Origin of the sequence: uncultured Pseudokineococcus sp. (assembly GCF_947495735.1) — a bacterium.
Lineage (GTDB): Bacteria > Actinomycetota > Actinomycetes > Actinomycetales > Quadrisphaeraceae > Pseudokineococcus.
In genome coordinates, this window is record NZ_CANMAA010000004.1 from 283,719 (window position 1) to 308,259 (window position 24,541).

At 76.0% G+C, this 24,541-nt stretch carries 21 protein-coding genes; 12 read left to right on the plus strand and 9 right to left on the minus strand.

From position 1 onward, the window contains the following. Positions 1-115: 115 nt before the first annotated feature. Positions 116-1,075 carry a YihY/virulence factor BrkB family protein gene (locus Q0848_RS08595; RefSeq protein ID WP_299036683.1) on the minus strand — a complete coding sequence of 320 codons (960 nt, stop codon included), beginning with the start codon at positions 1,073-1,075 and terminating at the stop codon, positions 116-118. Positions 1,076-1,254: 179 nt separating this feature from the next. Here Q0848_RS08595 and glgX point away from each other — a divergent pair, with 179 nt between their 5' ends. The 3 genes from glgX (at position 1,255) to treZ (ending at position 7,974) form a co-directional block, all read left to right on the plus strand. Beyond that, complete coding sequence (gene glgX / locus Q0848_RS08600; RefSeq protein ID WP_299036684.1) at positions 1,255-3,534, plus strand: glycogen debranching protein GlgX; 2,280 nt, start codon at positions 1,255-1,257, stop codon at positions 3,532-3,534. A gap of 137 nt (positions 3,535-3,671) precedes the next feature. Beyond that, positions 3,672-6,104, plus strand: a complete 2,433-nt coding sequence (gene treY / locus Q0848_RS08605) for a malto-oligosyltrehalose synthase (RefSeq protein WP_366146499.1) — start codon at positions 3,672-3,674, stop codon at positions 6,102-6,104. Positions 6,105-6,174: 70 nt separating this feature from the next. After that, positions 6,175-7,974, plus strand: a complete 1,800-nt coding sequence (gene treZ / locus Q0848_RS08610) for a malto-oligosyltrehalose trehalohydrolase (protein WP_299036686.1) — start codon at positions 6,175-6,177, stop codon at positions 7,972-7,974. A 72-nt stretch (positions 7,975-8,046) separates the two neighbouring features. Here the strand turns inward: treZ and Q0848_RS08615 are convergent, their stop codons facing one another. Next, the gene (locus Q0848_RS08615; RefSeq protein WP_299036687.1) at positions 8,047-9,471 is read right to left on the minus strand and encodes a hypothetical protein; all 1,425 of its coding nucleotides are present in this window, start codon (positions 9,469-9,471) and stop codon (positions 8,047-8,049) included. Between the two features lie 94 nt (positions 9,472-9,565). Beyond that, positions 9,566-10,636: a cell division protein ZapE gene (gene zapE / locus Q0848_RS08620; protein ID WP_366146500.1), complete on the minus strand. Its 1,071-nt coding sequence runs from the start codon at positions 10,634-10,636 to the stop codon at positions 9,566-9,568. A 289-nt stretch (positions 10,637-10,925) separates the two neighbouring features. Here zapE and Q0848_RS08625 point away from each other — a divergent pair, with 289 nt between their 5' ends. The 4 genes from Q0848_RS08625 to Q0848_RS08640 all read left to right on the plus strand — a co-directional run bounded on the left by Q0848_RS08625 (position 10,926) and on the right by Q0848_RS08640 (position 14,805). Then, positions 10,926-11,834: a sulfurtransferase gene (locus Q0848_RS08625; protein WP_299036689.1), complete on the plus strand. Its 909-nt coding sequence runs from the start codon at positions 10,926-10,928 to the stop codon at positions 11,832-11,834. Then, positions 11,831-12,316 carry a SufE family protein gene (locus Q0848_RS08630; RefSeq protein ID WP_299036690.1) on the plus strand — a complete coding sequence of 162 codons (486 nt, stop codon included), beginning with the start codon at positions 11,831-11,833 and terminating at the stop codon, positions 12,314-12,316. Before Q0848_RS08625 ends, Q0848_RS08630 begins: the two co-directional genes overlap by 4 nt. A gap of 14 nt (positions 12,317-12,330) precedes the next feature. Next, on the plus strand, positions 12,331-13,230 hold the full coding sequence (locus Q0848_RS08635) for a dihydrofolate reductase family protein (protein WP_299036691.1): 900 nt from the start codon (positions 12,331-12,333) through the stop codon (positions 13,228-13,230). A 168-nt stretch (positions 13,231-13,398) separates the two neighbouring features. Then, on the plus strand, positions 13,399-14,805 hold the full coding sequence (locus Q0848_RS08640) for an HNH endonuclease signature motif containing protein (protein ID WP_299036692.1): 1,407 nt from the start codon (positions 13,399-13,401) through the stop codon (positions 14,803-14,805). A 180-nt stretch (positions 14,806-14,985) separates the two neighbouring features. On the opposite strand, the gene Q0848_RS08645 is transcribed toward Q0848_RS08640, so the two are convergent. Together Q0848_RS08645 and Q0848_RS08650 are read right to left on the minus strand one after the other, a co-directional pair. Beyond that, entirely contained in the window at positions 14,986-16,407 is a 1,422-nt protein-coding gene (locus Q0848_RS08645) for an alpha/beta hydrolase (protein WP_299036693.1), read from the minus strand. After that, positions 16,404-16,751, minus strand: coding sequence for a hypothetical protein (locus Q0848_RS08650; RefSeq protein ID WP_299036694.1), 348 nt, complete (start codon positions 16,749-16,751; stop codon positions 16,404-16,406). Before Q0848_RS08650 ends, Q0848_RS08645 begins: the two co-directional genes overlap by 4 nt. Positions 16,752-17,113: 362 nt before the next feature. Here Q0848_RS08650 and Q0848_RS08655 point away from each other — a divergent pair, with 362 nt between their 5' ends. The 3 genes from Q0848_RS08655 (at position 17,114) to Q0848_RS08665 (ending at position 19,273) form a co-directional block, all read left to right on the plus strand. Further along, positions 17,114-18,187, plus strand: coding sequence for an ATP-dependent DNA ligase (locus tag Q0848_RS08655; protein WP_366146501.1), 1,074 nt, complete (start codon positions 17,114-17,116; stop codon positions 18,185-18,187). 131 nt (positions 18,188-18,318) lie between these two features. Then, positions 18,319-18,846: a hypothetical protein gene (locus tag Q0848_RS08660; RefSeq protein ID WP_299036696.1), complete on the plus strand. Its 528-nt coding sequence runs from the start codon at positions 18,319-18,321 to the stop codon at positions 18,844-18,846. A 148-nt stretch (positions 18,847-18,994) separates the two neighbouring features. Then, positions 18,995-19,273 (plus strand): hypothetical protein, encoded by a 279-nt coding sequence (locus Q0848_RS08665; protein ID WP_299036697.1) that lies wholly within the window; start codon positions 18,995-18,997, stop codon positions 19,271-19,273. A 164-nt stretch (positions 19,274-19,437) separates the two neighbouring features. On the opposite strand, the gene Q0848_RS08670 is transcribed toward Q0848_RS08665, so the two are convergent. Continuing rightward, complete coding sequence (locus tag Q0848_RS08670; protein ID WP_299036698.1) at positions 19,438-19,713, minus strand: hypothetical protein; 276 nt, start codon at positions 19,711-19,713, stop codon at positions 19,438-19,440. 84 nt (positions 19,714-19,797) lie between these two features. Between Q0848_RS08670 and msrB the strand changes: the two genes are divergently transcribed. Further along, entirely contained in the window at positions 19,798-20,262 is a 465-nt protein-coding gene (gene msrB / locus Q0848_RS08675; RefSeq protein WP_299036699.1) for a peptide-methionine (R)-S-oxide reductase MsrB, read from the plus strand. Beyond that, positions 20,255-20,752 (plus strand): GNAT family N-acetyltransferase, encoded by a 498-nt coding sequence (locus Q0848_RS08680; protein ID WP_299036700.1) that lies wholly within the window; start codon positions 20,255-20,257, stop codon positions 20,750-20,752. The genes msrB and Q0848_RS08680 overlap by 8 nt, the downstream gene beginning before the upstream one ends. A gap of 79 nt (positions 20,753-20,831) precedes the next feature. Here Q0848_RS08680 and hemQ read toward each other — a convergent pair whose 3' ends face one another. The 3 genes from hemQ to hemE all read right to left on the minus strand — a co-directional run bounded on the left by hemQ (position 20,832) and on the right by hemE (position 24,344). Continuing rightward, entirely contained in the window at positions 20,832-21,482 is a 651-nt protein-coding gene (gene hemQ / locus Q0848_RS08685) for a hydrogen peroxide-dependent heme synthase (protein WP_366146502.1), read from the minus strand. A gap of 250 nt (positions 21,483-21,732) precedes the next feature. Next, entirely contained in the window at positions 21,733-23,286 is a 1,554-nt protein-coding gene (gene hemG / locus Q0848_RS08690; protein WP_299036702.1) for a protoporphyrinogen oxidase, read from the minus strand. Positions 23,287-23,303: 17 nt separating this feature from the next. Next, positions 23,304-24,344, minus strand: a complete 1,041-nt coding sequence (gene hemE / locus Q0848_RS08695) for a uroporphyrinogen decarboxylase (protein WP_366146503.1) — start codon at positions 24,342-24,344, stop codon at positions 23,304-23,306. Positions 24,345-24,541: the final 197 nt, after the last annotated feature.

Here is a 24,541-nt window from a genome sequence, read left to right on the forward strand (position 1 = left end):
ACCGAGTCCCACCCACCAGCACGAACACTCCCGGTCGCACACCCGGCCCCCGTCGTCAGGTCGTCGGCAGGGCGGCCCGGCCCTCGGCACCCGTCGTGTGTCGGCCGGACCGCCGTCAGGTGCCCTCGGCGGCGCGCTCGCCCGCGGTCAGCCCGTCCTCGTCGCGCTCGGGCCGCACGTGCTCGACCGCCGCGTTGACGCCGGCGCCCAGGAGGACCGCCAGCGCCAGCAGGTAGAACCACAGGATCAGGACGATGGGCGCCGTCAGCGGCCCGTAGATGACGACGCCCTGGCCGCTGCCGACCGTGAGGCCCAGCAGGGCGCGCAGGCCCCAGGAGGCCAGCACCCACAGCGCCAGGGCCAGCACCGCGCCCGGCAGCGCCCGTCGCCAGGCCAGCTTCACGGGCGTGGCGACGTGGTAGAGCAGCGCCAGGATCAGCGAGCTGAGCAGCAGGACGACCGGCCAGTACGCGGCCAGCAGGCCCTCCAGCTCCGCGGGGAGCAGGTCCTCGATCAGCGAGGGCCCGAGCAGGAGCAGCGGCAGCGCCACGGCGCCGGCGCCCAGCCCGAGGACGTAGAGGCCGACGGAGATCGCCCGGACCCGCACGAGCCCCCGGGTGCCGTGCGTCCCGTACATGATCGAGACCGTCTCCAGGAGGACGGCCAGCGCCCGGGAGCCCGACCACAGCGACAGCAGGAAGCCGATCGAGATCAGGTCGAAGCGCGGACCCTCCAGCGCGGCGGCGACCGTCGGCACGATGGTCTCGTCCACCACCCGCGAGGTGAGGAAGGGCCCGAGCTGGGTGCTGAGCACCTGCTGCAGCTCGTCGGTGGTGTCGGCGCCCAGCCGCGAGCCCACCAGCGCGGCCAGCCCCGTGATCCCGAGGACGAGCGGCGGCAGCGAGAGCAGGGCGAAGAAGGCGGCCTCGGCGGCCAGCCCGGTGACGCGCTGCCGCATCCCCAGCCGCGCGGCCTCGGCGGCGACCCGCACCGCCGTGCCGAGCACGGGCGTCGACCGCAGGCGGCGGCGAGCGGCGCGACCCCGGCCTCGCAGGACCTCCCCCACGGCGCTCACGCTGCCCGACCCTAGACGCGCGGTGCCCGCCCGCCCCGGCTCGGCGGGGGTGCGAGTAGGCGCACAGGGCCCCGATGCGATGGGATGGAGCGCGCTCGCAGGCGCACCGGGTCGGCCGCGCCGGCTCCGCCGGCAGCCCGACCGCCCCGCCCGCCCCCCAGACCCGAGGGACGACACCCATGCAGACCCACCCCGGCAGCCCCTACCCCCTCGGGGCCACCTACGACGGCACGGGCACGAACTTCGCGCTCTTCAGCGAGGTGGCCGAGCGCGTCGAGCTCTGCCTCGTGGACGACGGCGGCACCGAGACCCGCGTGCCCCTCACCGAGGTGGACGGCTTCGTCTGGCACGCCTTCCTGCCCAGCGTGCGGCCGGGCCAGCGCTACGGCTACCGGGTGCACGGGCCCTACGACCCGGCCGCCGGGAACCGCTGCAATCCCGCCAAGCTCCTGCTCGACCCGTACGCGAAGGCCATCGACGGCCAGGACGACGGCGACGAGTCCCTGTTCTCCTACCGCTTCGGCGACAAGGACTCCTTCAACGACGACGACAGCCTCGGCCACACCGCGCTGTCGGTGGTCATCAACCCGTTCTTCGACTGGAGCACCGACCGCCGGCCGCGGCACGAGTACCACGAGAGCGTCATCTACGAGGCCCACGTCAAGGGCCTGACGATGACGCACCCAGGCATCCCCGAGGACCTGCGGGGCACCTACGCCGCCGTGGGCCACCCGGCGATGGTCAAGCACCTCACCGACCTCGGCATCACAGCCGTCGAGCTCATGCCCGTCCACCAGTTCGTCCAGGACTCCCACCTGGTGGACCGGGGACTGCGCAACTACTGGGGCTACAACACGATCGGCTTCTTCGCCCCGCACGGGGAGTACTGCTCGGCCGGCACCCGCGGTGAGCAGGTCTCGGAGTTCAAGGCCATGGTGCTGGCCCTGCACCAGGCGAACATCGAGGTCATCCTCGACGTGGTCTACAACCACACCGCCGAGGGCAACGAGATGGGCCCCACCCTCTCCTTCCGGGGCATCGACAACTCCGCCTACTACCGACTGGTGGACAGCGACAAGCGGCACTACTTCGACACCACCGGCACGGGCAACAGCCTGCTGATGCGCCACCCGCACGTGCTGCAGCTGATCATGGACTCGCTGCGGTACTGGGTCACCGAGATGCACGTGGACGGCTTCCGCTTCGACCTCGCCTCCACCCTGGCCCGCCAGTTCCACGAGGTGGACCGCCTGTCGGCCTTCTTCGACCTCATCCAGCAGGACCCGGTCGTCAGCCAGGTCAAGCTCATCGCCGAGCCCTGGGACGTCGGCGACGGCGGCTACCAGGTCGGCGGCTTCCCCCCGCTGTGGACCGAGTGGAACGGCATGTACCGCGACACCGTCCGCGACTTCTGGCGGGGCGAGGAGTCGACCCTCGCGGAGTTCGCCAGCCGCATCACCGGCTCCAGCGACCTCTACGAGAGCTCGCGCCGGCGCCCCGTCGCCTCCATCAACTTCGTCACCGCGCACGACGGCTTCACGATGCGTGACCTGGTGTCCTACAACGACAAGCACAACGCGGCCAACGGCGAGGGCGGCGCGGACGGCGAGAGCCACAACCGGTCGTGGAACTCCGGTGTCGAGGGCCCGACCGACGACCCCGAGGTGCTGGTCCTGCGCGCCCGCCAGCAGCGCAACTTCCTGCTCACGCTGCTGCTGAGCCAGGGCGTGCCGATGCTGCTGCACGGCGACGAGCTCGGGCGCACGCAGGGCGGCAACAACAACGGCTACTGCCAGGACAACGAGATCTCCTGGATCGACTGGGACCTCGACGAGCAGCAGAAGGAGCTCCTCGACTTCACCCGCCGCGCGGTGCACCTGCGCCGCGCGCACCCGATCTTCCGGCGCCGCCGCTTCTTCAAGGGCGAGGCGTCCAAGGGCGGGCAGTCCGACCTCTCGGACATCGTCTGGATGACGCCCGCGGGCGAGGTCATGAAGGACGACGACTGGAACAGCCACTTCGCCCGGGCCGTGACGGTCTGGCTCAACGGCCGCGAGATCAACGAGCCGGGCCCGCGCGGCGAGCGGGTGGAGGACGACAAGTTCCTCGTCCTCTACAACAGCCACTACGAGGGCCTGGAGTTCGTGATGCCGGAGCCCGCGTACGGGCCCGCCTGGCGCGTCCTCGTCGACACCGCGAGCCTCCTCGACGACCAGGTCGTCCAGGCCGGCGCCTCCCTGCACCTAGGTGCGCGCAGCCAGGTCGTGCTCGTGTGCGACCCGGCGCACGCCGCGCCCGAGCCGCTGCAGGCCGCAGCCGCCACGGCGGCGGTCGACGACGGCGCCACCGCTCGCCGCACGCGCGCCGCCCGCAGCCCCGGCGCCGGCGACACCGCCGCCACGCCGGCGACCCCCGCCACCCGCCGCACGCCCCGACGCCGCAAGGGGGACCCCAAGTGAGCACCGCACCCGACGACGCGACGACCGCCGAGAGCGCCGTCGCCGTCGAGCCCGCCGTCCGCGACGCCGGTGCGGCCGCCCGCCAGCACCGCCCCGGGCCCGGGCGGCCGGTCCCGACGTCCACCTACCGGCTGCAGGTGCAGCCGGAGTTCACGTACGACGACGCCGCGGCGGTGGCGGGCTACCTCGCCCGCCTCGGCGTCACGCACGCCTACCTCTCCCCCGTCCTGCAGGCGGCCCCGGGCTCGATGCACGGGTACGACGTGGTCGACCACTCGCAGCTGTCGCAGGAGGCGGGCGGGCGCGAGGCCTTCGACCGGATGGTCGCCGCCCTGCGCGAGCACGGGCTGTCGGCCGTCGCCGACGTCGTCCCCAACCACGTCGCCGTCCCGACGCCGGCGACGTCCAACGCGGTGCTGTGGTCGGTGCTGCGCGACGGGCCCTACTCCCCCTACGTCAGCTGGTTCGACGTCGACTGGTCGACCGAGGACCACGCCCTGCTGATGCCCGTGCTCGGCTCGCGCATCGGGCAGGTGCTGGCCGCGGGCGAGCTGCAGCTGGACACCAGCGGCGACGAGCCCCTGCTGCGCTACTACGACCACGTCTTCCCGGTCCGGCCCGGCACCGAGAGCCTGCCGATGGACCGCCTGGTCGAGGCGCAGTGGTACCGGCTCGCGCACTGGCGCGTCGCCGACGAGGAGCTGAACTACCGGCGCTTCTTCGACGTCGACACCCTCGCCGCCGTCCGGGTCGAGGACGAGGAGGTCTTCGACGCCACGCACGCGCTGCTGCTCGAGATGCTGCGCACCGGCGAGCTCGACGGCCTGCGGATCGACCACCCGGACGGGCTCGCGGACCCCCGCGAGTACCTGCGCCGCCTGTGGGACCGGACCGGCGGCGCCTGGGTCGTCGTGGAGAAGATCCTCGAGGGCGCCGAGCAGCTGCCCGACGACTGGCCCTGCGCCGGCACCACCGGGTACGACGCGCTCCTGCGCGTCGGCGGCCTGTTCGTCGACCCCGCCGGCGAGGCGCCCCTGACCGCGCTGTTCACCCAGCTGACCGGCGACCCCGCCGACTTCGGCCCCGTCGTCGACGAGGCCAAGCGCGAGGTCGTCGCCGAGAACCTCTACACCGAGGTGCACCGGCTGGTGGACCTGCTCGCGAGCATCTGCCACGCCGACGTGCTCCTGCGCGACCACACGCGCCGCGGGCTCACCGAGGTGGTCACCGAGCTGCTCGTGGCCTTCCCCCGCTACCGGGCGTACGTCGTCCCGGGCGAGGCGGCTCCCGCCGAGGCGGCGCGGGTCCTGGACGAGGCCGTCGAGCACGCCCGCGCGCAGCTGGCGCCCGAGCGCCACGAGACGCTGGAGACCGTGCGCGACCTGCTGCTGGGCCGCGAGGCCGGCTCCGCGGGGCGCACGGCCGAGGCCGAGCGCGCGGAGCTGGTGGTCCGCTTCCAGCAGACCTGCGGGCCCGTGATGGCCAAGGGCGTGGAGGACACCGCGTTCTACCGCTGGTTCCGCCTGTCCAGCCTCAACGAGGTCGGCGGGGCGCCCGAGCGGTTCGGCGTCTCCCCGGAGGAGTTCCACTCCTTCTGCGACGGGCTGGTCCAGCACTGGCCGACGAGCATGACGACGCTGTCCACGCACGACACCAAGCGCGCCGAGGACGCCCGGGTGCAGCTGTCCGTCGTCGCCGGCGTGCCGGCCGCGTGGGCCGAGGCGCTGGCGCTGTGGCGCCAGGCCGCCGCCGAGCACCGGTCGGCGGTGCTGGACGGGGCCACCGAGATGCTCGTGTGGCAGACCCTCGTCGCGACCTGGGAGCCCGCGGGCGTGGACGGCCCCGGCGGTCCCATCTCCGCCGAGCGCCTGCTCGCCTACCTGGAGAAGGCGGTCAAGGAGGCCAAGCGGCACACCACGTGGACGGCGCCGGACACCGAGTACGAGGACGCCGTCGCCGCCTTCGCCACGGGCGTCCTCGGGGACGAGGCCCTCCTCGCCCAGGTGGGGGCCTTCATCGCGGCCACCGCCCCGGCCGCCCGCGCCGCCGTCCTCGGCCAGAAGCTGGTCCAGCTGACGATGCCGGGCGTGCCCGACGTCTACCAGGGCACCGAGGTCGGCGAGCGCTCGCTCGTCGACCCGGACAACCGGCGCCCGGTCGACTACGAGCGCCGCAGCGCCCTGCTCGAGCGCCTGGACGCCGGGGCCCGCCCGCGCGACCTCGACGAGGAGAAGCTGCTCGTCACCTCCCGGGCCCTGCGCACCCGTCGTGACCTCGCGAGCGCCTTCACCGGCGCCGAGACGGGCTACGCGCCGCTGCCCACCTCGAGCGGGTACGCCCTGGCGTTCGCGCGCACCGAGGCCGGGCGGGCGCGCGCCGTGACCGTCGCCACGCGGCTGCCCGACGCGCTGGCCCGCTACGGCGGGTGGGGCGAGCACGTCCTCACCCTTCCCGAGAGCGGCTCCGGGAGCTGGACCGACGTCCTGACCGGCCGCACCCACGAGGCGGGGGCGGCGCGCCTCGCCGACGTCCTGGGCGACCTGCCCGTCGCGCTGCTCGTCGAGGGCTGAGCCGCCGGGGGCCGCTGCGGCGGCCCCCGGCCCGCCCCCCCCCACCCACGCCCGTCCCGCAGGAGGACCGATGCACGTGTTCACCGTCTGGGCCCCGGACGCCACCGGCGTCGAGGTCGAGGTCCACCCGTCCGCCACCGGTGGCGCGCAGGGTCGGCTCGTCACCATGGACCGCTCTGGCGGCGGGTGGTGGTCGGCCGAGGTCGCCGACGCCGGCCACGGCACCGACTACTCCTTCCACCTCGACGGCGGGCCCGCGCGCCCCGACCCGCGCAGCGCCTGGCAGCCCGAGGGCCCCGACGGGCCGAGCCGCGTCTTCGACCCCGCGCGCTTCGCGTGGTCCGACGGCGGCTGGGCGGGCGTGGACGGGCGCGGCGCCGTCTTCTACGAGCTGCACCTGGGCACCTTCACGCCCGAGGGCACCCTCGACGCCGCGACCGAGCGCCTGGACCACCTCGTCGACCTCGGCGTGCAGGTCGTCGAGCTGCTGCCGGTGGCGGCCTTCCCGGGCCGCTGGGGCTGGGGCTACGACGGCGTCGACCTCTGGGCGGTGCACCACCCCTACGGCGGGCCCGAGGCGCTGCAGCGCTTCGTCGACGCCTGCCACGCCAGGGGCCTCGGCGTCTGCCTGGACGTCGTCTACAACCACCTCGGCCCGGCGGGCAACTACCTGCCCGAGTTCGGCCCGTACTTCACCGACGAGCACGAGACCCCCTGGGGGACAGCGGTCAACCTCGACGCCCCCGGCTCCCGCGAGGTGCGCGCCTTCGTCGTCGAGGGGGCGCTGCGCTGGCTGCGCGACTTCCACGTCGACGCGCTGCGCCTGGACGCCGTCCACGCCCTCGTGGACGACTCCGCGGTGCACGTGCTCGCCGAGCTGTCCCTGCGCGCCGCAGACCTGTCCGACGAGGTCGGCCGCCCCCTGACGCTGGTCGCGGAGTCCGACCTCAACGACCCCCGCATGGTCGAGCCCGCGATCGAGGGCGGCTACGGCATGCAGGCGCAGTGGGCCGACGACGTCCACCACGCGATCCACTCCCTCGTAACGGGTGAGCGGCAGGGCTACTACGTCGACTTCGGCTCGCTCGAGACCCTCCGCACCGTGCTGACGGGCGCCTTCTGGCACGCCGGCACGTTCTCGCCGTTCCGCGGCGAGGTGTGGGGGCGCCCGGTGGACCCGACCCGCCACCGCGGCAGCTCCTTCGTCGCGTACACGTCCAACCACGACCAGGTGGGCAACCGCGCCACGGGCGACCGCCCGTCGTCGTACCTGCCCGGCGGCGTCCTGGCCGCCAGCGCGGCGCTCGTCCTGCTCGGCCCCTTCTCCCCCATGCTGTTCATGGGCGAGGAGTGGGGCGCCCGCACCCCGTGGCAGTTCTTCACCGACTTCCCCGACCCCGAGCTCGCCGAGGCGGTTCGCACGGGCCGGCGCTCGGAGTTCTCCTCCCACGGCTGGGACGCCGAGGACGTCCCTGACCCGCAGGCGTCCTCCACCCGCGACGCCTCGGTGCTCGACTGGGAGGAGCCGACGACCGGCCGCGGGGCCGCGCTGCTGGCCTGGCACCGGCGGCTGCTCGAGCTGCGCGCGACCGAGGGCGAGCTGCGCGACGACGTGCTCGGCCGCTCGCCCTCCCTGGACGTCGTGGGTGACGAGGACGCCGGGTGGCTGGTCCTGGTGCGCGGGAGCTTCCGCGTGGCGGTCAACCTGCGCGACGTGCCGCAGGAGGTGCCGCTGGAGCGCGGCGCCGGCGTCGAGGGCGAGAGCGGCGCGGAGCTCGTCGCGTCCTTCGCCGAGGACGGCGACGTCGCCCTCGAGGGCGAGGTCGCGGTGCTGCCCGCCCACGCCGTCGCGGTGGCGCGCCTGCGCTGAGCCGAGCCGCACCACGACCGGCCCGAGCCCCCGTGCGGTGCTCGGGCCGGTCGTGCAGGGCGGCCGGTCGGGTCAGCGCAGCCCGTACCGGCGGAAGGGGTTGGCCCCCTCCGCCGCCATGACGTACCAGGCGGTCGCCCCGATGTGCTGGGACTGGAAGTACCCGAAGCCGAACCCGGTGTCGAGGGCGCTGGAGGCGGCCACGACGCCGGAGGCGGGCGGCAGCGGGCGCCCGCCGACGGTCTGGTCCTGGCCGACGCGCGTCTGCGCGACGCGCACCTGCTCCAGGAGGTGCTCGGCCCGACGGACGTCGTCGCCCCGGCCGCGGTCGCCCAGCGCGCAGGCCAGCTGCCCGGTCCCCTCGAGCCAGACGCCGGAGGGGTTGACCGGCACCCCCTCGTACACGGCGGTCGAGACCAGGCTCGCCGAGCTGAACGTGACGCCGGAGACGGTGACGCCGTCGGGCAGCTGGCTCAGCGGCTGCTGCGCGTCGTCGGTCACGGCCAGCGCGTCGGCCGCCCAGTCCAGGGCGGACGCGTAGCGGGGGTCCTGGAGGGACAGCCAGCTCCACGTCTGCGGGTCCAGGGGCAGGGGGTCGCGGTTGACCGTCTCGCCGTCGTTGCTCCCGGTGTAGAAGTACCCGCCCGACGGCTCCCACATGCGCTCGACGAGGGCGCGGGCCCGGGCCGCCTCCTCGAGCCAGCCGGGCTCCCCGGTCGCGACGGCGAGCTGGCGGAAGAAGCCGACGCAGTCGACGTTGTGCTCGGTCGAGACGTTGGGCACCCGCGCGCCGCCGGCGTCAACGCCGAACGAGAAGCCGCCGAGGGCGCCGCCGTTGCGGGCGTTCGTCGTGATCCACCGGCCGATCGCCACCGCCCCGTCGAGGTAGCGCCGGTCTCCGGTGCGCTCGTGCAGCTGCACCAGCGCGATGCCCGGCCACGCCATGTCACCGACAGCCGTGCCGAGGAAGCCGAACTGGTAGCCGACGTTCGCCGTGCCGTCCGGCAGCTCGAGCCCGGAGGGCTGGGACGAGCCGTCGTAGAAGGTGTACGGCCCGACGTTGTAGGCCTGCCGCAGGCGCCCGTCGTCGTGCACCGGGTCGTGCTGCTGGGCGAAGAGCAGGCCGTCGCCGAGGCGGCGGGCCAGGGCGACGCCACGGCCGCCGGCCGCGAGCGCGGCGCAGATGCTCAGCGCCTGGTCGTAGACGAAGGCCGTGCTGAACAGGCCGTTCTGGTCGGAGTAGCTCTGCGCCAGGACCGGTCCCGACCCGGCGGCCTCCGGGTAGGCGTCGGTCATCGCCCGCAGGAAGTCCAGCCCGCGGGCGGCCGACCGCCGTGACACCGGGTCGCCGACCCCGCGCCACGAGGCCCCCGAGGCCCCTGGCGCGACCGCGGCGAGAGCCACGGCCCCCGCGGTGCCGGCGAGCACCCCTCGGCGCGTGGGCGACCACCGCGCCCGCTCGGTCCTCGAGTCCTCGGCGCGCTGCGCGTCGTCCACCACGGTGCTCCCCCGTCCGCGGGACGACGTCGTCGTCGTCCCTGCTGCGGAACTGTCGCCGCGGGAGCGGCGCCGGTCAAGACCGGGGCGGGGGTCAGGCTCCCTCGCGCGCCAGCGAGGTCAGGCGGGACAGGGCCCGGTAGTACTTCTTGCGGTAGCCGCCCTCGAGCATCTCGCGGGTGAACAGGTTCGCCAGGCTCGCGCCGGAGACGGACAGCGGCAGGGAGCGGTCGTACATCCGGTCGGCCAGGACGACGGTGCGCAGGCCCACGTTCTGGTCGGTCAGCGGCTGCAGGTCGCGCCAGAAGACGTGGGTCACGCCGTCGAGCATCGCGCCGTAGCGGCTGGGGTGGACCTTCGCGAGGTGCTCGGTCAGGGCGCCGAAGTCGTCCAGGACAGCACCGCTGCCGGCGCGCTCGGCGCGGGCGACCAGCTCGTCGTCGGCCAGGGGGGCCGGCGGGTCGGGCAGGCCGCGGTGGCGGTAGTCCTCGCCCTCGATGCGCACGACCTCGAAGTTGTCCCCCACCGCCTGGATCTCGCGCATGAAGTCGTCGGCGGCGAAGCGCCCCTCCCCGAGGGAGTCGGGCAGCGTGTTGGACGTCGCGGCCAGGCGCACGCCGGCGTCGACGAGCTCGCGCAGCAGCCGCGCCATGAGGACGGTGTCGCCCGGGTCGTCGAGCTCGAACTCGTCGATGGCCACGAGCGTCATGGACGACAGCGCCCGCACGGCCTCCTGGAAGCCGAGGGCCCCCACGAGGTTCGTGTACTCGACGAAGGTGCCGAAGGCCTTCGGGCCCGGCACCGCGTGCCACGTCGCCGCGAGCAGGTGGGTCTTGCCGACGCCGAACCCGCCGTCGAGGTAGACGCCGGGCGTGCCCTGCGGCTCGGCGGGGCGCCCGCGCAGCAGGCGGCGCAGGCCGCTCTCCTTCTCCCCGCGGGAGCCCTGGGCCCCCTGGACCCGCTCGGCGTGCCGCTCGAGCTCGGTGACCGCCTCGGCCTGCGAGGGCTCCGACGGCGAGGGCCGGTAGGAGGCGAAGGAGACGTCCGCGAAGCGCGGCGAGGGCACGAGCTCGGCCACCAGCCGGTCCCGGCCCAGCTGGGGCGAGCGCCCCACCAGCGCACCGGGGCCGCGGCCCCGCCCGTCCGACCCGTCGCCCGTGCTCACCCTCACCACGGTTCGCGACCCTATGCCGGGGACCGCCGCGCGGCCGGTCGGCGTGCGGCTCCCCGGGAGTGCGCACGGCGCCGGGCCGGCCCCGGGAGCCCGCCCGAGCCCGTCCGCAGCGTGGGCGCTGGTGCAGCGCAGGGCCCCGTGCGGGAAGATCCGCCCGATGGCGGGGTGTTGCCCCGACAGCACCGCAGTGACGGACCGCGCGGGCCCGCGGCGACGAGCAGACGCCCGCCCGCGCCGGTCCAGCCCGAGACAACGACTCGAGCGACCCCGAGGAGAACACGTGCCCGTCCCCACCGACCCGAGCCCCGCCCTGGCCGACTACGCCCACCCCGAGCGCCTCGTCACGACCCAGTGGCTCGCCGACAACCTCGGCGCCGAGGGCCTCGTGGTGGTGGAGTCCGACGAGGACGTGCTGCTGTACGAGACCGGGCACATCCCCGGCTCCGTGAAGATCGACTGGCACACCGACCTCAACGACCCCGTCACGCGCGACTACGTCGACGGCGAGGGCTTCGCCCAGCTCATGGCGGCCAAGGGCATCAGCCGCGACTCGACCGTCGTCATCTACGGCGACAAGTCGAACTGGTGGGCGGCCTACGCGCTGTGGGTGTTCACCCTCTTCGGCCACGAGGACGTCCGGCTGCTCGACGGCGGCCGCGCCGCCTGGCTCGCCGAGGAGCGCGAGACGACGACCGACGCCCCCTCCCCCGCCGCCACCGACTACCCGGTGGTCGAGCGCCGCGACGAGGAGATCCGCGCCTTCGCCTCCGACGTGCTCGGCCACCTGGGCAACGGTCCGCTCATCGACGTCCGCTCGGCCGAGGAGTACACCGGCGCGCGCACGCACATGCCGGCCTACCCCGAGGAGGGGGCGCTGCGCGGCGGGCACATCCCCACCGCCGAGTCCGTGCCGTGGGCTCGCGCCGCGGCCGAGGACGGCCGCTTCAAGGGCCGCGCCGAGCTCGAGGCCATCTACTCCGGCGAGAAGGGCCTGCAGCCCGGCGACGACGTCATCGCCTACTGCCGCATCGGCGAGCGCTCCTCGCACACGTGGTTCGTGCTGACCCACCTGCTGGGCTACGACAAGGTGCGCAACTACGACGGCTCGTGGACCGAGTGGGGCAACGCCGTGCGCGTCCCCATCGCCACGGGCACCGAGCCGGGCGACGCCCCGGCTCGCCGCGCGTGAGCGCCGCCACCGCGGGTCCCGCGGCCGGCCAGGGGGGCCCGACCGAGGGCCTCCCCCCGGCGCTGGCCGAGATCGTCGAGGACTTCCACGCCGTCAGCGAGCCCGAGCGGCTGCAGCTGCTGCTGGACTTCAGCCGCGGCCTGCCGGCCCTGCCGCCGCGGTACGCCGACCACCCGGAGCTGCTCGAGCCGGTGCCGGAGTGCCAGTCGCCGATCTTCCTGCTCACCGAGGTGGACGACGACGCCGACCGGACCGTGCGCCTGTTCTTCTCGGCCCCGCCCGAGGCACCGACGACCCGCGGGTTCGCCGGCATCCTCGCCGAGGGCCTCGACGGGCTGCCCGCCGCCCAGGTGCTCGACGTCCCCGGTGACGTCTGCTCCCGCCTCGGCCTGGACCGCGCCGTCAGCCCGCTGCGGCTGCGCGGCATGACCGGGATGCTCGGGCGCATCCAGCGCCAGGTCCGCGAGAGCACCGCGGCCTGAGCACCACCGCTCCCGTGAGTCTCCGGCTCCTGCACCCCCCGTCGCTCGGTGCCCCTCGTCTCGTCGAGGGCCCGGCGCCGGGGGGTGCCGGTGCGTCGGGGGGTGCCGGTGCGTCGGGGGGTGCCGGTGCGTCGGGGGGTGCCGGTGCGTCGGGGCCCCGCTCGTCGGACTCCCAGGACGACCTCGCCGACCTCTACGCGCACGCGCTGCCCTCCCCCGGCCGCGCCGCCCGGGTGCGGGCCAACCTCGTGACGACGCTCGACGGCGCCGCCGCAGGGGCGGACGGGTCCAGCCGCTCGATCTCGGGGGCGACCGACCTGCGCGTGCTGGTGCTCCTGCGTTCGCTCGCCGACGTCGTCCTCGTCGGGGCCGGCACCGCCCGCTCCGAGGGCTACGGGCCCCTGCGGGTGCGCGCGTCCCTGGCCGCCCGGCGGGCCGCCCTGGGCCAGGCCCCGGCACCCGCGCTCGCCGTCGTGACGCGGTCCGGTCGGCTGCCTGGCAACCTGCTCGCCGCGGCGAGCGGTGACCGCAGAGGCGCGGCGCCCCGCGTGCTGGCCGTGACGTGCGCGGCCGCCGGGGACCCCGCGCTGGATCGGCTGCGCTCGGGTCTCGGCGACGACGCGGTGGTGGTGGCCGGGGACGAGCACGTGGACCTGGTCGAGGCCGTCGACGAGCTCGCCCACCGCGGGCTGCACCGCGTGCTCTGCGAGGGCGGGCCCGCGCTGCTGCGGGACGTCGTGGCGGCCGGCCTGCTCGACGAGCTGTGCCTGACGACCTCACCGCTCCTCGTCGCCGGGGACGGCCCACGCGCCCTCGTGGGCGAGGCGCTCGTCGAGCGGCTCGAGCTCGCGTCGCTGCTGCTGGCCGACGACGGGGGCGGCACGCTGCTGGGGCGCTGGACCGTCCGTCGCTGAGGCCGGGAGGCTGCCCGAGGCCGACCGCCGAACCTCGTCCAGGTCGTGGTGCCACTTCGGGTCATCTTTCTCTAGTCCGAAGTGACCGCAGCATCGTCGCAGGTCAGAGGCCTGCGGCTCGTTCCCCGACGCACGGCGGCGTCGGTGGTCGCGCCTAGCGTCAGCTCCATGACCACCGGCGGGCCGAGCGGCGAGGAGCCGTTCGGCGCGCCCGATCCCAGCCCGCGGCCGGACGCCGCGACGGGTCCTCAGGAGGAAGCCGCCGGACCTGTCGACGGAGCCCTGACCGCGCTGACCACGGCCCTGGACGCGCTGCTGACCGCCGAGGTGTGGCGCTGCACCGACGCCCAGGTCCGGGCCGCCGTCATCGACCTCGAGCGCCAGGCCGCCCGCCTGGACGCCGCTCGGCTCCGTGTCCTCGGTCATGCCGACGAGCGCCGCGTGGGCCTGGCCTCCGGGGCGCCGTCGACCGCGGACTGGCTCGTCGGGGCCACCACCACCCGCGCCGAGCACGCCCGCAAGCGCGTCGACCTGGCCGTCGCCCTGGACACCGACCTGACCGCGACCGGGAGGGCCCTCGCCGCCGGCGACATCACCGGCGACCAGGCCGGCGTCATCTCCACCACCATGGGCCGCCTCCACCCCGACCTCGACGCCGCCACCCGCGCCGACGCGCAGGCCTTCCTGCTCGAGCAGGCAGCGCACCTGGACCCCCGGCGCCTCGCCAGGGTCGGACGCCACCTCACCGCCCGGCTCGACGTGCGCGCCGACGACGACCTCGCCCGCACCGAGGCCCGCCAGACCAGCCAGCGCCAGGTCCGGTGCACCCAGACCGACGACGGCACCTGGCTGCTCTCCGGCGTCCTCGACCCCACCGGCGGGGCGACGCTCATGGCCGCCCTCGAACCCCTCGCCGCACCACGGCCCGCCTCCGACGGGACGCCGGACGCGCGCTCCCATCCCCGGCGCCTCGCCGACGCCCTCGTGCAGGTCGCCGACGCCCACCTGTCCGGACGCACCGGCACCGGCTCCAGCAGGCCCCGCCTGCTCGTCACCGTGCCCCTCACCACGCTCCTGGACCCCGGCGCCCCGGGTGCCGCACCCGGCTTCCTGCCCGGCGGCCACCCCGTCTCCGGGGAGCAGACGGCGATGCTCGCCTGCGACGCCCAGCTCGTCCCCGTCCTGCTCACCGCCGAGAACCAGCCCCTCGACGTCGGACGCTCCGTCTACTCCTGGCCCGACAAGATCCGCACCGCCATCAAGCTCCGCGACCAGACCTGCACCTACGGCACCTGCACCCGACCCGCGGACTGGTGCCACATCCACCACGTCACCGAGTACTCCCGCGGGGGCGCCACCTCAGAGCGCAACGGCGCCTGCCTGTGCGCCCACCACCACCGCCTCGTCCACCGCCAGCGCTGGAGAGGAGAGCTCCGCGGCACCCAGGTCATCTGGCACCCACCCGACAGCACCGACCCCCACGTCCCCCCACCCCCTTGGGCACCAGCCCTCGACCGCATCGTCGGCGCCTGGCGCCAGCGCCGACGGTCGTGCTCGTCGCCGGAGCCCCGTTGAGCTCGATCGCCAACCGTGTGGGCGCGCTTCCCTGCGTCGCGCCGCTGCGGTGGCACGCGAGTCGGCTTGCCGACCTGTGTGCCACCGCGGGAGCAGCCCACCGCCGACGAGCGTGGGCGTCGAGGGCTCTGCGCCAGACCGCCGCCCGCGCCGGCGTCCCCTGCAGCCGCCGTCGACGCCTCAGAGGTGCTCGAGGAGGAAGCGGGCGACCTCGCGCTCCCAGCGGTCGGGGTCGGTGTTCCACTCCTTGGTGTGCTGGGCGCCGGGGAAGTCCCGGAAGACGACCAGGTCCGGTCGGGCGGCTGCCAGCCGCCGCGACGGGCCGATGGGGACGACGTCGTCCTCCCCCGCGTGCAGGAGCAGCGCCGGCAGGTGCAGCTCGTCGGCGCGCACGACCCAGTCCAGGCGCGTGATGTCGATCGGCGCGCTGACGCCCAGCAGGGCCCGCGCCTCGGGGCGCGCCAGCATGGCGATGCCGAGCCTGAGAGCCAGCTGCGGCAGCCGGTTCTGGCGCGCGGCGTGCTCGAGGACGTCGCGCCAGTCCACGACCGGCGAGTCCAGGACCAGGGCCCGGACGCGGTCGGCCGTCCAGGAGCGCGTGGCCAGCTGCAGGACGATCGCACCGCCCATGGACCACCCGACGAGGACGACCTCGCGGGCGCCGTGGTCGAGCGCGTGCAGGACGGCTGCCTCGACGTCGAGCCACTCGGTGTCCCCGAGGCCGTAGTGGCTCGCCGCCTCGACGGGGGCGTCGGCGTCGTTGCGGTAGGCCGGCACCAGGCACGAGAGCCCGAGGCGGTGCAGGAGCGGGACGGCGCGCAGGCACTCCTCGCGGGTCGCCCCGCGGCCGTGCACGAGCACCGCCCACACCTCGGCGCCTGCCGGCTGGTCGTCCGCGGTGGCCGAGCCGTCCTCCGCGCCCGTGGCCCGAGCCCGCTGCGCCGGCACGAACCAGGCAGGGAGCCCACCCAGGGGTGTGGGCACGAGGACGTCCTCGTGCGGCAGGCCCAGCGCCGCGGTGGGGTCGCCGACGTGCACGACACCGCTCCAGCGCGCCGGCCCCGGCGCGATCCCGCCGTCGGGGACGGAAAGGAGCTGCCGCACGACGGCGCCGTCCTCCTCGCGGACGACGTCGCCGACCTGGGCGGACCGACGTCCGCCGTCCAGCAGGAGCACGTAGCGGCCGCGGGCGCGCGTCTGGGCGTCGGCCGTCACGGTGATCACGGGCCCGTCGGGCCCCGTGCCGTCCGCGTCGACGGCCAGCACGCGCACGTCGTCGGGGCGCTCGTGGACGGGCGTCACCACGCGCCGGACGAAGAAGGCCGCCAGGCCGGACATCCCGGCCGCAGCCAGCGACGTCGCCGCGACTGCCCCGGCGCCCGACCAGGCGGCGACGCGCGCCGCCGTGCGAGCGCGCCGACGCGCGACCGGCCCGACCGGCAGGTGGCGGCGCACCGTGCCCAGACCGCGTCGGAGGGCTGCGGCGCCGGCTGCTGCTCGGACCGCCGCCTCGGCCGCCGTCGCGCGTGCGGGACCCTGGTCCGTCACCCCGCCGCCGGCGGTGGTCGCCCCGCCACCGGTCGTCACCTCGTCCTTGCTCATCGGGGCCCCCGCGCGACGGCAACGGCGCTGGCCACCATGGGCACCTGCAGCGGGACGCGGATGAGGGTCACGACCTGGCGCGTCAGGGAGGCCCGGGGCGAGCGGAGCGCCCGCTGAGCCATGGAGATGTTCGCCGGCCAGACGGCGAGCAGCATGGCGGCGGACAGCGCTCCCCCGAGCCGGCGCGTGGCGGGCGCGGCGAGGGCTGCGGCGCACACGAGCTCGGCGACCCCGGACAGCAGGGTCCACGGGCGGGGAGCGCCGAGCGCGCGCGGCACGACGGCGTCGAAGATCGCCGGCCGCACGAGGTGCAGCACCCCGGTGCCTGCGAAGGAGACCGCCATCGTCCTCGCCGCCGCGTCGGCACCCGTGCGTCCGCGGCGGCGAGCGGCCGGCGGGCGACCGCGGGAGCCCGGCACCGCGGCGTGTCCTCGACGTCGAGCCATGGCGGCATCCTGCCCGCCCGCGGCGCGCTCTGCGGCCCGGGGCGGGCGGGAGTCGGCGCGGGAGGTGCAGGATCGGCAGCGTGCCCCCTCCTCCGGCCCGCCGCGACGCCCCCGACCCCGGACCGGCTGGCGCCGGAGCGACAGGACCCGCGGCGGTCGGGCCGGCGACGACCGACCCGGCGACCCCGGACCCCGCGACACCGGACCCGTCGATCCCAGCGGCTGCTCCCACCCCGGCCACCCCGGCCGAGCGCCTGCGCCTGCCGGTGCTGCCCCCGGTCGACCCCATGCTGGCGCGCGCCGCGCAGGCCGTCCCCGAGCCCGACTCCACCCCGGGCAGCCTGTGGTTCGAGCCGAAGTGGGACGGCTTCCGCTGCATCGTCTTCTACGACGGGACCGCTGCGGGCGGCCCGGCCGTCGAGCTCGGCAGCCGCGGGGGCAAGCCGCTGACGCGCTACTTCCCCGAGGTCGTCGCCGAGCTGGAGCGCCAGCTCGGCGACGCCCGCTGCGTCGTGGACGGCGAGGTCGTCGTGCGGCGCGGCGAGCCCGGGGCCGAGCGCCTGGACTGGGACGCGCTGTCCCAGCGCATCCATCCGGCGGCCTCCCGCGTGCGGACGCTGGCCCGGGAGACGCCCGCCTCCTTCGTCGCCTTCGACCTGCTCGCCGAGGGCGACGAGGACCTCATGCCCGCCCCCGCGGAGGAGCGGCGCCGACGGCTCGAGGCGCTGTGGGGCGGCCTCGAGGCGCCCCTGCACCTGACACAGCTCACCCAGGACCCCGATCTCGCCCGGCGGTGGCTCGCCGACTTCGAAGGAGCCGGGCTCGACGGCGTCGTCGCCAAGCCGGCCGCGGCCCGCTACGAGCCGGGCAAGCGCGTCATGACGAAGGTCAAGCACGCGCGCACGGCCGACGTCGTGGTCGTCGGATACCGGGTCCACAAGAGCGGGGAGGGCGTCGGCTCGCTGCTCCTGGGCTTGCGCCAGCCCGGCGAGGACGGCTTCTCCCAGGTGGGCGGCGCCTCGGCGTTCACGGCCGCACGGCGCCGGGAGCTGGTGGAGGAGCTGGCTCCCCACGTCGAGCGGGACGCCGACGGCGAGCCGCTGCGCGGCGCCGGGGAGCGGAACCGCTTCTCCGCCAGCAAGGACGGCTCCTTCGTCGTCGTGCGTCCCGAGCTCGTGTGCGAGGTGGGCTTCGACCAGCTGGAGAAGGGCCGGTTCCGCCACGTCGTGCGGTTCCTGCGCTGGCGGCCGGACCGCGAGCCGTCCTCGTGCACCACCGACCAGGTCGAGGTCCCCGCCGCCTACGACCTCGAGGCGGTGCTGTCCGGGGACTGACCCGTCCCGGGGACCGGCCTGTCCCGGGCCCTCGCGGCTGCGCGCCCGAGCGGTCCCGGGCCCCCGCCGTCACGCACCCGAGCCGTTCCGGGCCCCGAATCGCCGCGCGGGGCTGGACTAGCCTTCCTGCCGTGCCCGACGACACCTCCCCCGCCGCCCCCGCCGACGCCGACGGCGACGTCCTCCTGCTCACCGAGGAGGCGCTCGACGAGGGCGACGCCGAGCGCATCGCGGCGGTCCACGAGGTGGAGGGCGTCCGGGCCGTCTACCGGGTGCTCGTGCCGGCCGACACCGAGCGCAACCTGCTCGCCGACGTCGTGGACCACCTGAGCCTCTTCGAGATGCGCGCCGCGCTCGACGCGCTGCGGGAGGGCCAGCCGGACGAGCGCGAGGCCCGCGCCGAGGCCGCGACCGCGCTCGAGCAGTCGCTCGCCGCGCTGCGCGCCGCCGGGTGCCGGGCTGACGGCGAGGTCGTGCAGGACGACCCGCTGCCCGCCCTCGAGGCCGCCGTGGCCGCCGGCGGGGTGCGCGAGGTCGTCGTCGTGACCCGCCCCCACGCCGTGGAGGACACCTTCCACCGCGACTGGGCCTCCCGGGCCCGCGAGTCCCTCGGCCTGCCCGTCCTCCACGTCTACGGCGGGACGGCGCGGCTCGGCTGACCGGACCGCGCTGCGTCCCGCAGCGCGGTCCAGCCGACCGGGGCGAGGCCTGCCGTCCCGGGCGGCGACGCTCCCGGCCCGATCGGTCTCTCGAGCACGCCGCCGTCGACGAGCGGCGAGCGCGCGGCGCCCCGGCTACCGTCGTCCCATGACGGAGAGCGACGCCCGCGCCCTGGACGAGATGCAGACGCGCCTGCAGCGCGTGCTCAGCGAGCTGCGACGCCTGCAGGGCAGGCCCCCCGCCGAGGTGCGCGAGCGCCTCTCGCAGGCCATCGCCGCGGAGGGCCTGCCCGAGCAGCCGCCCTCGTGGGTGCGCGACAGCGCCGCGGAGCTCTCCGCCGGCCGCCTCGTCGTGATCGGCCCTCGGCAGATCCCCGAGGAGGCCGAGCACCTGGAGCCCGACCCCGACCAGCACGCCGCCGGGTGACCACGCCCCCCGGTTGACGCACGAAGACCCCACCCGCCGAGCGGGTGGGGTCTTCGTGCGTCAGGCCCCGCGTGCGTCAGGGGCGGAGACGTCTGCGTCGCCGGCATGACGACGAAGGCGCCATGGCCTCGTCCGTGCGCGTCTCGTCCGGCGCACCCCGCCCGTCACGTCTCGTCGGGACCCTCGGGGTCGTCCTGGTCGTCCCAGTAGCCCGAGCGCGCCTGGCCGCTGCCGTCGGCGTCGTCCGCGCCGCTGCTGGTGAGGTGGATGCCCTGGCGCCAGGCGTCCTCGGGCTCCGCCTCACCGGCCTCGGTGGTGACGGCCGGCTCGTGCGCCGGGGTCCCGGGACTCGCCTCCGAGGGCACCGGCACCGTCCGGCCCGTGCCGGCACCGGCCTCCTGCTCGGGGCCCTGCTCCTGGTCGACCTCGTCAGCGTCCACCCGGCCAGTCTGGCGCAGCCCGCTCCCGCGGGCGCCGCGAGGGCCGCCGGGAACGACGGGCCCGCACGTCGTGTTGGACCGGGCATGAGCGCATCGACCTCGTCCACCACCCCGTCGACGCCGGAGCAGACCCCCGCGGGCGCACCGGAGCCCGTGCGCCGCAGCGACGCCGAGTGGCGCGCGCAGCTCTCGCCGGAGGAGTACTCCGTGCTCCGCCTCGGGGGCACCGAGCGCCCGTACACCGGCGAGTACACCGACGAGAAGTCGGTCGGCGTCTACAGCTGCCGCGCGTGCGGCACCGAGCTGTTCCGCTCGGAGACCAAGTTCGAGTCCCACTGCGGCTGGCCGTCCTTCTACGCCCCGCTGGCCGAGGAGCGGGTCCGCTACATCAGCGACCGGTCCATGGGCATGACCCGCACCGAGGTGCGCTGCGGGGCCTGCGACGGCCACCTCGGGCACGTGTTCGAGGGCGAGGGCTTCGACACCCCCACCGACCAGCGGTACTGCATCAACTCCGTCTCGCTGCGCCTGCAGCCCGAGCGTGGCTGACCCGCTCGAGCCCGAGGAGGGGGTGCGCCGGGCCCTCCCGGGCGAGCTCGACGCGGCGACGCTCCACGCCCTGCTGCGGCTGCGCGTGGACGTGTTCGTCGTCGAGCAGGAGTGCCCCTACCCGGAGGTGGACGGGCGCGACCTCGAGCCCGGCACCGAGCACCTGTGGCACGTCGGCGACGGCGTCGTCCGCGAGGGCGAGCAGGTCGCCGTCGCGGCGACGCTGCGGGTCCTGGAGGAGCCGGCCGGCTCCTCCTCCCCGCGGCGCATCGGCCGGGTCGCCACCGCCCCCGGCGCCCGCGGCCAGGGCCTGGCGTCGGTCCTCATGACCGACGTCGTCGCCCGCCACGGCGCCGAGGGCCTGGTGCTGGACGCCCAGGCGCACCTGTCGGGGTGGTACGCCCGGCACGGCTTCGAGGTGGCCGGGGAGGAGTTCCTCGAGGACGGCATCCCCCACGTCCCCATGCACCGCCCCGGCACCGCCGGCTGACGCCGCCCGCGCCAGCACGACGCACGAGAGCCCCCGTCCGGAGACCTGGACGGGGGCTCTCTCGTGCTGGGGCCGGGGCTCAGGGCAGGCGGGCGACGACCTGCTGGGCGCTGACGCGCGGCCCCGTGAAGAACGGGACCTCCTCGCGCACGTGGCGGCGCGCCTCCGTGGCGCGCAGCTCGCGCATGAGGTCCACGATGCGGTGGAGCTCGTCGGCCTCGAAGGCCAGGAGCCACTCGTAGTCCCCGAGGGCGAAGGCGCTGACCGTGTTGGCGCGCACGTCCGGGAAGGGCATGGCCGCCATGCCGTGGTCGCGCAGCATCTTCTTGCGGTCGGCGTCCTCGAGCAGGTACCAGTCGTAGGACCGCACGAAGGGGTAGACGCAGAGGTAGCCGCGGGGCTCCTCCCCCGCCATGAACGCCGGGATGTGGCCCTTGTTGAACTCCGCCGGGCGGTGGAGGCCGGTGGAGGACCACACGGGCTCCAGCACCTGGCCCACGGCGGAGCGCCGGAGCCGGTGGTAGGCCGACTGCAGGGCCTCGACCGTCGGGGCGTGCCACCAGACCATCAGGTCGGAGTCGGCGCGCATGCCGCTCACGTCGTACAGGCCTCGGACGACGACGTCGGCGTCGGCGGCGAGCAGCTGCTCGAGCTCCTGCGTCGCGGCGTCGCGCTCGTCGTCGGGCAGGTGGTCCACGGCGCGGAAGACCGACCACATCGTGTAGCGGATCGTCTCGTTGACCTCCGCCGACGACGGGGGCGTCGCGGGGGCCGACGCGGGGGCTGTGGGGGTGGCCTGGCCGGTGCTCGTCTCGCTCACGCGCCCATGCTCCCAGGCCGCCACGGGGTGTCCCCCGGGGCCTTGGTCCTGACCTCCCGGACCACCAGCCGCTCAGCCCGCCGGCCGCTCTCGGCCGCGAGGAACTCCAGCCAGCCAGCAGCTCCCAGCCCATCAGCAGTACTCAACCCATCAGCAGCACTCAGCCCGCCAGCAGCTGGCGCGCCGCCCGGCGGGCGGCGGCGATGCAGGCGGGCACGCCGACCCCCTCGTAGGCGGAGCCGGCGACGGCGAGGCCGGGCTGCTCGGCGACACCGGCGCGCGCGCGGGCCGCGAGGTCCAGGTGGCCGACGTCGTACTGGGGCAGCCCGTCTCGCCAGCGGTCGACGCGGCCCGCCAGCACCGGGACGTCCTCGCCGCCCAGCAGCGAACCCAGCTCGGCGGCTGCGGAGGCCAGCAGGTCCTCGTCGTCGCGGTCGAGGACGGCCTCCTCGCCGGCGCGACCGGCGGACACCCGCAGCACGGCCGGCGGCGCGTCGGCCCGGTCGCCGTCCGCCCCGGCGGCAGCGGCGTCGGCGAGCCACGCCCACTTGGTGCTCGAGAAGGTCGACGCCTTGACGAGGCCGCCGTCGACGGGCGGCACCAGGAACCCCGACCGGCGCACGCCCGCCAGCACCGCACCGGGCACGACGAGGGTGGCGATGGCGCTGCTGGCCGTGCGCACGCGGCGCAGCTCCGCCGCCGCAGCCGGCGCCGCGTCGGCGAGCAGCCGTGCGGCCGCGGGCGCGGGCAGGGCCACGACGACGGAGCGGGCGGGCACGTCCCCGGAGGGCGTGCCGACCACCCAGCGCGCACCCCCGTCCGCCTCACCCCCCGAGGGCCCGGCCGCGCGGCGCAGGGACGTGGCCGCGGTGCGCAGCCTCAGCTCGACGCCGTCGTGCACCAGGCGGGCGGCGAGCTCCTCCGCGAGCCGGCCCACACCGCCGCGCAGCCCGGCGAACACCGGACCGGCCGCGGGCGCCGCCGGCGTCGGGACGCCCGCGGTCGTCGGGGCTCCCCCGGTCGTCGCAGCTCCGCTGGTCGTCGGGGCACCCCTGGTCGCCGGGGCCCCCGGCGCCGCCGCCCTCCCGGCGAGCAGGGGCTCGCCGCGCTCGGCGAGGTCCCACAGCGCCGGGACGGTCGCCCGCAGGGAGAGCGACCCGGCACTGCCCGCGTAGACGCCGCCGAGCAGCGGCTCGACGAGGCGGTCGACGACCGCGCGCCCCACGCGACCGGCCACCCAGGAGGCGACGTCGACGTCGTCGACGCCCACGGGTTCGACCCGCTCCTCCGCGGCGACGCGGGCGACCTCCTCGGGCGCCAGGAGCCCGGCCAGGTGGTCGGTGGTGCGCGGCACCCCCATCACCGTCCCGGGCGGCAGGTCGTGCAGCCGCCCCCGCGTCGCCACGGCCGCGGGCACCGGCTCCGGGTGCACGACGTCGCCCGACAGGCCGAGCTCGTCGAGCAGCTGGAGGGCCTCGGGACGGCGCACGAGCAGCGACTCGGGGCCGAGGTCCACGAGGAGCGGCTCGCGGCGGCCCGGCACGTCGAGGGCGCCGCGCGCCATCACGCCGCCGACCCGGTCACCGGCCTCCAGCAGCACCACGCGCTCCCCGGCCCGGGCCAGCTCCCACGCCGCCACCAGGCCGCTGACGCCCGCGCCGACCACGACCACCGGCGCGGCGCCGGACGCCCTGACGACCTCCCCCGACGTCACAGCCCCACCCCTCCGGGTCAGCGCGTCGTCGTCTCGTGGACGAGGTCGACCACGCGGGCCAGCACGTCGGGGTCGGTCGCAGGCAGCACGCCGTGGCCGAGGTTGAAGATGTGCCCCGGGGCCGCGCGGCCCGCCTCGAGCACGGCGAGCACGCGCTCGCGCACGGCGGGCCAGGGGGCGAACAGCGCCGCGGGGTCGAGGTTGCCCTGCAGGGCGACGGGCCGGTCGACGGCGCGGCCCACCCGCTCGGCGGCCACGTCGAGCGGCACCCGGAAGTCGACGCCGACGACCTCGGGACCCGCCTCGGCCATGGCGCCCAGCAGCTCGCCGGTGCCGGTGCCGAAGTGGATGCGCGGCACGCCCAGGTCTGCGACGCCCTCGAGGACGGCGGTCGAGTGGGGCAGGACGTAGCGCCGGTAGTCCGCGAGCGGCAGCGCGCCGACCCAGGAGTCGAACAGCTGCACCGCGCCGGCGCCGGCCTCGACCTGCACGCGCAGGAAGGTCGTCGTCAGCGCGGTGAGTCGCTCCATCAGCGCGCTCCAGAGCCCCGGGTCGCCGTACATCATCGCCTTGGTGTGCTCGAGGTTGCGGCTCGGCCCGCCCTCGACGAGGTAGCTCGCGAGGGTGAACGGAGCGCCCGCGAAGCCCAGCAGCGGGACGCCGCCGAGCTCGCGCACGAGCATCCGCGCCGCCTCGTCGACGAAGCCCACCTGCGCCGGGTCCAGGACGGGCAGCGCCTCGACGTCGGCGGCCGTGCGGACCGGCGAGGCGATGACCGGGCCGGTGCCCGGCACGATGTCGAGGTCGACGCCGGCGGCGGCCAGCGGCACGACGATGTCGCTGTAGAGGACGGCGGCGTCGACGCCGTAGCGGCGGACGGGCTGCAGCGTGATCTCGGTGACCAGCTCGGGGGTCCGGCAGGCCTCGAGCATCGCCGTGCCGGCGCGCGCCTCCCGGTACTCCGGCAGCGACCGGCCCGCCTGGCGCATGAACCACACCGGGGTGCGCTCGCCGCGCCGGCCGTGCGCCGCGGCGCTGAAGGCGCCCTCCCCGGGCAGCGCCGGCGCCCCGGCGGCCGTCGTGGCCCCGGCCGTCGTGACACCGGCCGCGGTGGAGGGGGCGGGCGAGGTCGTCCGGGTGGCGTCGGGCACGTCCCGCATGCTGCCACGGCGTGGCGGAGCCCCTCGTCCGCGGTCCCGCGCCGCGCGCGACCTACCGTGCGAGCCGTGGACGGGCGACGGGGCAGGGGCGGCGC